This window comes from Paenibacillus sp. J5 (genome assembly GCF_054955055.1).
This window is the reverse complement of sequence record NZ_JBUEDD010000019.1, coordinates 41342-53411: the sequence shown is the minus strand read 5'-3', so window position 1 is coordinate 53411 and position 12070 is coordinate 41342. Positions and strand designations below refer to the sequence as shown.

The following is a 12070-nucleotide window of genomic DNA, read 5'->3' as shown; positions in this document are numbered from 1 at the left end:
AGCCCCCTCTTTTTGGGTATAATGAATAAGGAAAGAGGTGGTTGTACACAATGGCAAAAAACGCGCTGTTGGAAATCAAACGCAGTTTGGAAGTCCATGTCGGGTCAAAGATCAGCCTTCGTGCTAATGGTGGCCGAAAGAAGACCATTGAACGTACCGGTGTGTTGGAAGAAATCTACCCCTCTGTTTTTATCGTCAAGCTAGACCAGGATCAGCATGCCTTCAAGAGAGTGTCCTACAGCTACGCAGATATTCTGACGGAGTCTGTCGAGGTAACGGTATGTAACGATGATGGACAAGTCAAGATCAGCTACCTGCAATAACATAATGCCTGCTATCGACAGTACAGAGTTATTTCCTCTGTACTGTGTTTTTTTTGTATATAGGGGTTTGGAGGGCAAAGCTGATGTCCATTGCGAATAGCGGAGGAGGACACAGCGCATTCTAAGCCTGAGCGCAACTGTGCTGAATTATTGCGCCGGAGAGGAGGGCTTGATTCCTGATGAGCAGAAGAAGGCGTTCTGTCATGTCGGAGAACCTGAAGTATGAGCTGGCGAAGGAGCTTGGCTTTTACGATACCGTTCAGAAGGAAGGCTGGGGAAGCATCCGCGCCAAGGATGCCGGCAATATGGTCAAACGCGCCATCGAGCTTGCAGAGCAGGCGGCATCCAGAACACCCCGGCCGTAATAAGGCCCCATACCTTGCTGTAAGCTTGAAAGCTAGGATGGACCCGCTCAGTATGCTGAGGGAATCCATCTTAGCTTTTCTTGTGCCCTTTTGTTATAATATGTGAAGTTGTAATTGATGACGAGCGGGTGACAAACATGAAGATTTATGAAAAAGCTCCAGCAAAGATTAACTTGCTGCTCGATGTGCTGCGCAAGCGTGAGGACGGCTTCCATGAGGTCGAGATGATTATGACGATGGTCGATCTCGCAGATCGGCTGGAGATGGAAGAGCTGCCACGGGATACGATCATTATATCGAGCCAGGCAGGCTACATCCCCCTGGACGAGAAGAACCTGGCCTTTCAGGCAGCCAGACTCATTAAGGAGCGCTACGATGTCCGCAAGGGAGTCTACATCCATCTGGATAAGAAGATTCCAGTTGCTGCCGGGCTCGCCGGGGGCAGCAGTGATGCGGCAGCGGCCTTGCGTGGACTGAACCGGCTCTGGGGGCTCGGAATCTCGGAGGAGGAGCTGTGCAAGCTAGGCGCGGAGCTGGGGTCCGATGTGCCCTTCTGTATCACGGGCAGGACGGCTCTGGCGACAGGCCGGGGCGAGAGGCTGCAGCGAATCAGCAACCCCCCGCAATGCTGGGTTGTCCTGGCCAAGCCGCCGATCAATGTATCCACCGCTGATGTATACGGCCGGCTGCGGGCAGCCCAGTTGGACAAGCATCCGTCAACAGCGGATATGCTGGACGCGATTGAGCGCGGCTCCTTCAACGAGGTGTGCGCTGCGCTAGGCAATGTGCTGGAGACGGTCACGCTGCCGCTCTACCCTGAGGTGGAGCAGTTGAAGGAGAGCATGCAGAGGCTGGGCGCAGAGGGCGTATTAATGTCGGGCAGCGGTCCTACTGTGTTTGGTCTGGTATCCAAGGAAGCGAAGGTAGCTCGCATCTACAATGGGCTGCGCGGCTTCTGTAAGGAAGTGTATGTGGTAAGAATGCTTACATGATACTAACGTTCTTCTTGTAAAAACCCGTATAAAAATGTTATATTGACATTATAATATTCGGGTTCTGCGGGGGGAGAGGTTATGAAGAAGTTAAAGAGAAGCGCAAGACTTGTGGAAATGACACAATATTTGTTAGCCCGCCCCCACACGTTAATATCGCTTACAGCATTCGCCGACCGCTATCAGTCTGCCAAGTCGTCCATCAGCGAGGATCTTGCCATTATCAAGGAAGTCTTCGAGGACGAGGGAATAGGTCAACTTCACACGCTGGCTGGAGCTGCGGGCGGTGTGAAATATATACCGATGATGGAGAAGTCAGCCGCGCTCGCAATCATGAAAGACATTTGCCGCCATCTGGAGCAGCCGGAGAGAGTGCTGCCTGGCGGCTATTTGTATATGACAGACATGCTGGGGCAACCGGCGATCATGAATGACGTGGGTCGGATGTTTGCCACGATCTTCGCGGATCGGGAGATTGATGTCATTATGACGGTAGAGACCAAGGGCATCCCGCTCGCTTATGCGACGGCGACCTTCTTGAATCTTCCGGTTGTCATCGTGCGCAGGGACAACAAGGTGACGGAGGGCTCTGCGGTCAGTATTAATTATGTATCCGGGTCGAACAAGCGCATTCAGACGATGTCTCTGGCACGCCGAGCGCTGAAGGAGCAGTCGCGCGTGCTCATCATCGATGATTTCATGAAGGCCGGAGGAACGGTCCAGGGAATGATGGATCTGCTCTATGAATTCAATGCGACGGTGGCGGGTGTCGGTGTGTTTGTGGAGTCGGGCGAGATCGGCTCGGAGGAGCGGTTGTTCGAGGATTACGTATCGCTGGCCAAATTGACGGCTGTTGATATGAAGACGAAGCATACGTCGGTCGTGCCGGGTAATTATTTTTCATCCTAAACCATACTAAGGAGGATACACATGTCGCGATTAAAGGTTATTTCCACTTCAGAGGCGCCCGCAGCGATCGGGCCGTACTCCCAGGCGATCCGTGTAGGCGATCTGCTGTTCACGTCCGGACAGATTCCGCTTGATGTAGCTGGACAGGTCGTGGAGGGTGGCGTTACAGAGCAGACGCATCAAGTATTCCGCAATTTGCAGGCTGTGGTGGCGGCAGCAGGTGCGTCGCTTAATGATGTTGTCAAGGCAACGGTATTTATTCAAGATATGGATCAGTTTGCGGCGATTAATGAAGTGTATGCCCATTATTTTGGTGATCATAAGCCTGCACGTTCTACGGTAGAGGTTGCACGTCTTCCAAAGAATGTGCTTGTCGAAATAGAATTAATCGTATCGATACCTGTCGAATAGCATCGAAAAACCTTTGTATGGAAAAATAATTATAAATTTGGTACTTTATTTTCCAGAAAAAAGAAGGATTTCGATCTGCCATGTGGAAGTATACACCAAGTCTTTGAGAGGCAAAGGTGGTGAACACAAGTGCAGATTACCGATGTCAGACTTCGCCGTGTGAATTCTGAGGGGAGAATGAAAGCGATCGCTTCCATTACCATTGACAATGAATTTGTTGTTCATGATATTCGTGTCATCGATGGTAATAACGGAATGTTTGTTGCAATGCCAAGCAAGCGGACTCCAGATGGAGAATTCCGTGATATTGCGCATCCGATCTCCTCAACCACCCGCGAAAAGATTCAGGCTGCCGTATTAGCTGAATACGAGCGTGCGGCAGTGGAAGAAGAAGCAGTGATTGAAGAAGGTGCATAATGTAAAGGTTATGGGGTATTAGGGAAAGGAGCCGTGCGCGGCTCCTTTTTCCTTGTGTAAGGGGGCTTCGTCGGGCCGAAGATTAGAATAAACTCAGATTTTTCATAAAGGACGAGGGTGGCCCCGATCTGCGGCTGAAAGTGGGCGGACAGACGTTTACACGGTGCTGCGGATGCGATATAGTAAGGTCGACATAGGTTATATTGGGAGGAATCGCAATTGAAGAAGATGGCGATTGTGCTTGCTGCAGGGCAGGGTAAGCGGATGAAATCGAAATTGTATAAAGTGCTTCATCCGGTATGCGGAACACCGATGGTGCAGCATGTTTTGGATATGGTGCAGGAGGCTGGATGCGAGCGCTCCGTTGTAATTGTAGGACATGGTGCAGAGATGGTGCAGTCTGTCTTAGGAGACAAGGCCGAATTCGTGCTGCAAGCAGAGCAGCTTGGAACCGGGCACGCAGTATTGCAGTCCAGAGAGCTGCTGGAAGGTGAGGCCGGGACGACGATCGTCATCTGTGGCGACACGCCGCTCGTCTCCAAGGAGACGGTGCTGGCTATGCTGGCACTGCATGAATCGAGTGCAGCAGCAGCGACAGTGCTCACAGCAGAGCTGCCTGATCCCACCGGCTATGGCCGCGTTATTCGCGGCGAGGGCGGTGAGGTCGAGAAGATCGTGGAGCATAAGGATTGCAATCCCCAGGAAGCAGCGGTCAGGGAGATCAACACCGGTACCTATTGCTTCGATAATCAAAAGCTGTTCGCAGCGCTTGCCAAGGTAACGAACAGTAATGCTCAAGGCGAGTATTACTTGACGGATGTCATCGGTATCCTGCAGCAGCAGGGGGACATCATCCAGGCGTATTGTACGCCGGATGCGGATGAAGCGATTGGTGTAAACGATCGTGTGGCGCTGGCAGAGGCGGAGCGCAGTATGAGAGCCCGAATTATGAAGCGTCATCTGCTCAACGGTGTGACGATTATCGACCCGGCGGCGACCTATATTGAGAGCAGTGTGGTCATCGGCGCCGACTCAGTCATCTACCCAGGTACGGTGCTGCGTGGAGCGACCTCGCTTGGCGAGGATTGTGTTATCGGGCCGCATGCGGATATTACGGATACAGGGATAGCAGATGGAAGTGTCATCCATCATTCGATGCTCAAGGGCGCACAGATCGGCTCGCGCTGTACGATCGGGCCTTATGCCAACCTGCGTCCAGGCTCTGTGCTAGGCGATGGCTGCAAGATCGGAGACTTCGTGGAGCTCAAAAATGCGACACTTGGTGACGGCAGCAAGGTGTCCCATCTGAGCTATGTCGGCGATGCAGTGGTCGGCAAGGATGTCAACATTGGCTGCGGCGCAATTACGGTCAATTATGACGGCTATAACAAATTTAAGACGGAGATTGGCGATGGCGCCTTCATCGGCAGCAATGTCAATCTGATCGCCCCTGTACGGGTCGGTGATGGAGCCTATGTGGTGGCGGGTTCGACGATTACACATGATGTCCCTGACAGCGATCTGGCGATTGCCAGAGAACGCCAGGTGAACAAGCCAGGCTATGCGGACAAGATTCGCAGTCGCGCCAAGGCGAAGAAGGAACGCCAGAATTAATAAAAAAACTCTCATGTTTATTCTCGGCTTGCCAGGGTAAAAATATAGGAATCCAAGCTTGACCACAAGGAGGTTTCCTAGCATGAATACAATGCTGCAAGTCGAGAAACGCACGGCTACAACCAAGGGTGAGCTGCGCAAGCTGAGACAAGAGGGGAAAATTCCGGGTGTTATCTACGGCAGACAAGTGAAGGAGCCGACCCCGCTGGCGGTTGATGCGAAGCAGGTTCAACATATTTTACGTACTGCTCCGAATGCGGTGCTGGAGATACAAGTGCCTAACGGCGGTACACAGCCCGTGATGCTGGGCGAGCTACAGCGAGATCCGCTGTCCAGACAGATCGTCCATGTTGATTTTCATCAGATCAATATGAATGAGGAGGTGCGGACGGCGGTTCGCGTCGAGCTTGTCGGTGAGGCGCCGGGGGCTAAGGAAGGTGGAATCATGCAACTGCTTCAACATGAGCTGGATATTCAATGCTTGCCCAGCCGTATTCCCGAATCCATACAGGTTGATATAACACAGCTTCAGATTGGCGAGAATCTGTTGCTGGAGCAGTTGCAGCTTCCTGAAGGCGTCGAGGCCAGGGCCGATGGGGACTTGGTCATCGTCACGATTCTGGCTCCGCAGAAGGCGCTTGATGAGGCAGAGGCTGCCGAGGCGGCTGAGGCTGCGGAAGCCGCTGCTCAGCGCTCTGAGGAAGCGAAGATGGAGGACATCAGCTCATCCTCGTAATAGAAGCAGCGCAATAAAGGGGCTGGCCCGCATGGGGCCGGCTCTTTTATTGTGCTGCTTGTGGAGGCTGCGATTCTATTAATAGCCCGGTCGCGATACAAAGGTAAATTGAGTGCGTGGGTAGAAAATATGATTAACCTTGACATAATTCGGACAGTATTGTTCAATGAACCCAATGTCTGTATGACATCCGATGGAATAAACCTGAATAGGGATGAGATGCTCCATATGATCTTTAAAGTGAATATCTTCGTACAATAGCTGTCCATGGAAATATAGCTCTTCTGCTTGCCCGAATTCGTATATAGGCATCTTAGCCATGAATATCACCTCATATAGAAGACAAATAGAAACAGGTAAACGTTGCATTAAAAAAAAATAATTTATATAAGGGAGATTGTCAGCATGAAATGGATTGTAGGTCTCGGAAACCCGGGGATGTCCTACCAGGGAACACGGCATAATGTAGGCTTCATGGTTGTCGATGAGTTAGCGAAGCGCTGGGACATTAAGCTGAACCAAAGCAAATTCAAAGGGCTTGCAGGAGAAGGTAATGTTAGAGGCACCAAGATTATCCTGCTTAAACCGATGACCTATATGAATCTGTCCGGCGAGTCGGTGCGTGCGCTGATGGATTTCTATAAGACGGATCTGGACGACGGATTGATCGTATATGACGATCTGGACACGGAGCTGGGACGAATCCGGCTGCGTTACCAGGGCAGCGCTGGGGGGCATAACGGAATCAAGTCAATTATCGCCCATGTCGGCACACAGAGCTTCAACCGGGTGCGGATGGGCATATCACGACCTCAGCCAGGGGAGATCATCTCGGATTATGTGCTCTCTAACTTTGCCAAGCGTGAACAGCCGCTTCTGCAGGATATGATAGCCTACGCTTGCGATAGCATCGAGTATGCCTTGACGCATCCATTCGAGGAGACGATGGGCAAGTTCAACCGTTAGTGATGCGTTGAATGACCTGCTATTGGGCATACTGGAGGTATAACCGATCTCCAGGAGGAATAAAATGGCTGTTAATTACGTTTGCCGTCACTGCAAGACGCCGCTCGGCACCCTATCCGGGCAGGCCGCCACAGAAGCCCGGACAGGGTTTCATTTCTTGACCCCTGAGGAGCGCAGCGATATAATAGCGTATAACCAAAATGGCGATGTGACCGTCAAAGTGGTCTGCGACTATTGCAGCGAGGCCATTGAGGCGAACCCTGAGCTGCTGCTGGTCTCTAATCCATTGCAGTAGATTGGGAATTAAAGATAGAATAAAACAGAAATTTACAGCATGATGACAGCTTTGCCATGACCTTAGGCAAAGCCGTTTACGCTGGCAAGCAGTTACGCGGCCGCTGCTCCTGACCCGTGCGGTGGCTGCCGTTTTATGTTGATGGGATGGAAGACAATAGCGGCAGGGAGCTGTATTAGGTCGGTACAAGAAACGAGGTGCCAACAGGATTGAAAGCGTTAATTGAAGCTTTTGCAGCAGATCAGGATGTGCAGCACATCATTGCGGGCATCCGCCAGGGAATGAAGGAGCAGATGGTATCCGGCCTTACAGGCTCCGCACGCCAGGTAATGGCGAGTGTGATGAGGCAGGAGCTGGACCGACCGCTGCTGATTATGACCCATAATATGTTTGCTGCCCAGAAGATTGCTGAGGATCTGCAGGAGTGTCTGTCTGCGGATGATGTATTGTTATATCCCGCTAATGAACTGGTGGCTGCTGAAGCGGCGATCTCCAGCCCGGAGACGCTGGCAGAGCGCATTAATGTGCTTGTTCGGTTGTCCAGAGGCTTTCGCGGGGTTGTTGTCGTTCCTTTCTCCGGGGTCAGACGCTATCTGCCTGCCCGAGAAGTCATGAGCGATGCGCAGATCGCCGTTAAGGTCGGCATGAATCTGCCAATGGAAGAGTTCTTGAAACGAATGGTAGAGCTTGGCTACGAGAGAGTCGATCGGGTGGAAGCCAAGGGCGAGCTAAGTGTACGCGGAGGTCTGGTTGATTTCTATCCATTGACGGAGCCTCATGGCTACCGACTGGAGTGGTTTGACGATGAGATTGACTCGATCCGAACCTTCGACCCGGCAGACCAGCGTTCGATTGACAAGCTGAATGAATATGTCGTCCCGTTATGCAAGGAGATTCTAGCAGATGAGCAACGCCAGCTTGCGGCTGCTCAGCATGCGCAGAGCTTGCTAGAAGCGCAACTGGAGAAGATGTCTGACCGGATGGCGAAGGACAGGATGCGAGAGGAGATCGGCGCGGAGATTGAGAAGCTCAAGCAGCAGCTCTATTTCCCGGAAATCTATAAATATATCTCGCTGCTCTACCCGGAGCGCCAGACCTTGCTGGACTACATTGCCGAGGACGCTATACTGATTATTGATGAGCCGACCCGCATCATAGAGACGGCGCGCCAATTGGAACGGGATGAGGCGGAGTGGGCTACTCATCTGCTGCAGAATGGCAAGTCCCTTCCGGGTTTTGTATTGTCTCGCAACACGGATGAAATTTTATATACACGATCTTTCCCTACCGTGTTCATGTCGTTATTTCTTCGGCAGATTCCACATACCCAGCCACAGAATATCGTCAATTTTACCTGCAGAGCCATGCAGAATTTCCATGGCCAGATGAATGTGCTCAAGGCGGAGATGGATCGTTGGAAAAAATCCGGTGCAAACGTTATCATGCTGGCGGGCAACGCCGAGCGTATGGATCGTATGCGGCGTGTGCTTCAGGATTACAGCATTGATCCGCCTGTACTGCTTGAGGGCAACCTGCAGACCGGGTTCGAGCTGCCGTCTGTGCATCTAGTCGTCATTACCGAGGGCGAGATGTTCTCGCAGAAGCAGCGTAAGGCTCGCCGCGTCGATAAGAAGATAGACAATGCGGAGCGGATCAAGAGCTATACCGAACTGAAGGTGGGCGATTATGTCGTTCACCAAAATCACGGCATCGGTAAATATCTGGGTATCGGCACGCTGGAGATTGGCGGTATCCATAAGGACTACCTGCATATCCTGTATGCCGGCGGCGACAAGCTGTCTGTGCCGATCGACCAGATCGATCTGATTCAAAAGTATGTCGGGTCCGAGGACAAGGAGCCGAAGGTCTACAAGCTAGGCGGCAACGAATGGGCAAGAGTGAAGAACAAGGTCAAGTCGAGCGTGCAGGATATAGCCGACGATCTGATCAAGCTGTATGCTCAGCGGCAGGCTTCCCCTGGCTTTGCATTCGGCAAGGATACGCCTTATCAGCAGGAATTCGAGTCGATGTTCCCCTACGATGAGACACGCGATCAGTTGCGTGCGATCGAGGAGATCAAGAAGGATATGGAGACGCCGAGGCCGATGGATCGTCTGTTATGTGGAGACGTAGGCTATGGCAAGACCGAGGTGGCGGTGCGAGCGGCCTTCAAGGCGGCTATCGAGGGCAAGCAGGTGGCGGTGCTTGTGCCGACGACGATCCTGGCGCAGCAGCATTATGAGACGTTCCGTGAGCGCTTCTCCGGCTATCCGTTCAATATTCAGGTGCTTAGCCGATTCCGCTCGCGCAAGGAGCAGACGGAGACGATGAAGGGTCTGAAGGCAGGTACAGTCGATGTGGTCATCGGTACGCACCGGCTGCTCTCGCAGGATGTCGTCTTCAAGGACCTGGGCATCCTTATCGTCGATGAGGAGCAGCGCTTTGGGGTATCGCATAAGGAGAAGCTGAAGAAGCTCAAGACCAATGTGGATGTGCTGACTCTGACGGCAACACCTATCCCGCGGACGCTTCACATGTCGATGCTTGGCGTGCGTGATCTGTCTGTTATCGAGACGCCGCCGGAGAACCGGTTCCCTGTACAGACCTATGTGGTGGAGTACAGCCCTTCGCTGGTGCGCGAATCGATCGAGCGCGAGCTGGCGCGCGGAGGACAGGTGTACTATCTGTATAATCGTGTGCAGGGCATCTATCAGATGGCCGAGAACATTGCTGCACTGGTGCCGGGAGCCCGTGTGGCGGTTGGTCACGGTCAGATGTCGGAGCAGGAGCTGGAGAAGACGATTCTGGATTTTCTCGATGGCGAATCCGATGTGCTGGTCAGCACAAGCATTATCGAGACGGGCGTTGACATTCCGAATGTTAATACGCTCATTGTGCATGATGCGGATAAGATGGGACTGTCTCAGTTGTATCAGCTTCGCGGCAGGGTAGGCCGTTCCAACCGGATCGCCTACGCGTATTTCACCTATCAGAAGGACAAGGTGCTGACCGAGGTGGCGGAGAAGCGGCTGCAATCGATTAAGGAGTTCACGGAGCTAGGATCGGGCTTCAAGATCGCGATGCGCGACTTGTCGATCCGCGGTGCAGGCAACCTGCTAGGTGCGGAGCAGCATGGGTTTATCGCCTCTGTCGGATTCGATCTCTACTCCCAGATGCTGGCGGAGGAGATTGCCAAGCGCAAGGCCGAGATGTACGGCGAGCAGACGGTACAGGTTAAGGAAGTCCAGACACAGATTGATCTCAGCATGGATGCGTATCTGCCATCGGATTATATCTACGATAGTATTCAGAAGATTGAGATTTACAAGAAGGTGGCGGTCGTGCGCTCCATCGAGGAGAGCGAGGATCTGCGCGAGGAGCTTGTGGATCGCTTCGGAGACTTGCCGCCAGCGGTTCATAATCTGCTGACAGTGACCAGGCTGAAGGTGTATGGTCGTCACTATGGCATAGAACAGATTAGTCAGCGCGGCGAGGAGCTGACCGTTCGTTTCGCTGAGGCGGAGAGCGGCAATCTGGACAAGAAGAAGATCGATCAGCTCTGCAGTCAATATGACAATCGAATCAAGCGCTTGAATCAGCCGCAGGAGCTGGGCATCATCGTGCAGTTGCGTGGTCAGGGGCTGGAGGATGAGTCCAAGTTGGCTATATTAGAACGGTTTCTGATACAATGTAAGGAAGCCATCAAATCGAAAGGGGAACTACAGGATGTTGCAAAATAAAAGCAAATCGTCTTGGCGCAGTCTCGTGCTGCTCATTGCGGCTGTGCTGATCGTCATGACGGTTGCTACGGCTTGCGGCAAGAAAAGCGAGACCAGTACCGAAGGAGGCACAAAGGAGCCAACAACGCAGACCGGCGGAGAAAAGCCTGCGGATAACGGCAATGTGATCGCGACCTATAAGGGCGGTACGGTAACGGAAGCGGAATTCAACAAATACGCGACGTTCTTCGGCTTCATGAACCAGCAATACGCGATGATGCTCAGCATCCCGCAATACAAAGAGCAGTTCCTCAAGGAATATGTCGGCTACAAAATTTTGTTCGCAGACATTGACGACACCACCAAGAAGGAAGCGGACAAGGATGCGGATGAATTCGAGAAGCAGTTCTCCGAAGCGATTGAAAAGCAACCGCAGATGAAGGAAGCGATGGATAAGGCTGGACTGACTCTAGAAGAAACCAAAGGCTTCTACCATCTGGTGGTTTCGGTGATGAAGGATGCCGAGAGCAAGGTGAAGGAGGAAGCAATCAAGGCGGAGTTCGATAAAGACCCAGAGGGCTTTACTCTGGTAGAAGTGCGCCACGTGCTAGTCGGCTTATCCAAGGATGACGGCAGCGAACGCAGCAAGGAAGATGCGCTCAAGCTTGCTAACGAAGCGAAGGACAAGCTGAAGGGCGGCGCAGCCTGGGATGAGATCGCCAAGGAATATTCTGATGACCCAGGCTCTAAGGATACTGGCGGGTTTTATGCATCCAAGGAAGTGAAGAGCTATGTGACTGCATTTAGGGAGGCATCGTTGAAGCAGCCGCTGAACGAGATCGGCGAGCCGGTGGAGACGGAGTTCGGCTACCATGTCATCCAAGTCGAAAAACGTCAGTCGCAAACCTATGAGACTATGGTCGAATCAACCAAGACATCGTTGCGCCAGCAGTTGGCAAGCACCATCATCTCTGATTTCATGAGCAATGAGCTGCCAGGGCTTCTGGAGAGCGTCAATCTGCCTCAGGAGCAGCCCGCAACAGAAGCTCCGTCCTCAGACACGGAGGGCACGAAGGAAGAGGCTCCAGCTACGGATGACGGAGCGGCAAAAACACAATAGCAATGAACAGAAGGAGAAGCTCTCAGGGGCTTCTTCTTTTTTTTGGCAATCCACGATTAGAATCTCAGGGGAAAATGCAACGCCTCTTCATAATGTTACTTATATGTAACTTTAAATAACTTTCTCTAATGTTAAATGATTGAAAACTTCATTTTCAAGACTTAAATCATCCCATTTTTGATTGAAAATTGATTAAATATAAC

General features: G+C 52.2%; 12 protein-coding genes. All 12 read left to right on the top strand.

All coding sequences use genetic code 11. The features are described from left to right. The first annotated feature begins 50 nt into the window (after window positions 1-50). The 12 genes from veg (at window position 51) to ACY1JZ_RS25240 (ending at window position 11867) form a co-directional block, all read left to right on the top strand. Window positions 51-323, top strand: coding sequence for a biofilm formation stimulator Veg (gene veg, locus ACY1JZ_RS25295; RefSeq protein WP_199018837.1), 273 nt, complete (start codon window positions 51-53; stop codon window positions 321-323). A gap of 179 nt (window positions 324-502) precedes the next feature. Next, on the top strand, window positions 503-688 hold the full coding sequence (locus ACY1JZ_RS25290; protein ID WP_270167066.1) for a small, acid-soluble spore protein, alpha/beta type: 186 nt from the start codon (window positions 503-505) through the stop codon (window positions 686-688). Between the two features lie 137 nt (window positions 689-825). Continuing rightward, complete coding sequence (gene ispE / locus ACY1JZ_RS25285) at window positions 826-1680, top strand: 4-(cytidine 5'-diphospho)-2-C-methyl-D-erythritol kinase (RefSeq protein WP_462631523.1); 855 nt, start codon at window positions 826-828, stop codon at window positions 1678-1680. 81 nt (window positions 1681-1761) lie between these two features. Next, window positions 1762-2589 carry a pur operon repressor gene (gene purR, locus ACY1JZ_RS25280; RefSeq protein ID WP_270167069.1) on the top strand — a complete coding sequence of 276 codons (828 nt, stop codon included), beginning with the start codon at window positions 1762-1764 and terminating at the stop codon, window positions 2587-2589. Window positions 2590-2610: 21 nt separating this feature from the next. Beyond that, on the top strand, window positions 2611-3000 hold the full coding sequence (locus ACY1JZ_RS25275; protein ID WP_270167071.1) for a RidA family protein: 390 nt from the start codon (window positions 2611-2613) through the stop codon (window positions 2998-3000). 129 nt (window positions 3001-3129) lie between these two features. After that, window positions 3130-3417: a septation regulator SpoVG gene (spoVG, locus tag ACY1JZ_RS25270; RefSeq protein ID WP_270167073.1), complete on the top strand. Its 288-nt coding sequence runs from the start codon at window positions 3130-3132 to the stop codon at window positions 3415-3417. A 219-nt stretch (window positions 3418-3636) separates the two neighbouring features. Continuing rightward, window positions 3637-5031 (top strand): bifunctional UDP-N-acetylglucosamine diphosphorylase/glucosamine-1-phosphate N-acetyltransferase GlmU, encoded by a 1395-nt coding sequence (gene glmU / locus ACY1JZ_RS25265; protein ID WP_462631519.1) that lies wholly within the window; start codon window positions 3637-3639, stop codon window positions 5029-5031. Window positions 5032-5113: 82 nt separating this feature from the next. After that, window positions 5114-5767: a 50S ribosomal protein L25/general stress protein Ctc gene (locus ACY1JZ_RS25260; RefSeq protein WP_462631518.1), complete on the top strand. Its 654-nt coding sequence runs from the start codon at window positions 5114-5116 to the stop codon at window positions 5765-5767. Between the two features lie 405 nt (window positions 5768-6172). Next, window positions 6173-6733, top strand: coding sequence for an aminoacyl-tRNA hydrolase (gene pth / locus ACY1JZ_RS25255; RefSeq protein ID WP_462631516.1), 561 nt, complete (start codon window positions 6173-6175; stop codon window positions 6731-6733). Window positions 6734-6797: 64 nt separating this feature from the next. Then, complete coding sequence (locus ACY1JZ_RS25250) at window positions 6798-7028, top strand: anti-sigma-F factor Fin family protein (protein ID WP_270167080.1); 231 nt, start codon at window positions 6798-6800, stop codon at window positions 7026-7028. A 209-nt stretch (window positions 7029-7237) separates the two neighbouring features. After that, window positions 7238-10768 (top strand): transcription-repair coupling factor, encoded by a 3531-nt coding sequence (mfd, locus tag ACY1JZ_RS25245; RefSeq protein WP_462631515.1) that lies wholly within the window; start codon window positions 7238-7240, stop codon window positions 10766-10768. Continuing rightward, on the top strand, window positions 10755-11867 hold the full coding sequence (locus ACY1JZ_RS25240; RefSeq protein ID WP_462631514.1) for a peptidylprolyl isomerase: 1113 nt from the start codon (window positions 10755-10757) through the stop codon (window positions 11865-11867). Before mfd ends, ACY1JZ_RS25240 begins: the two co-directional genes overlap by 14 nt. Window positions 11868-12070 lie beyond the last annotated feature (203 nt).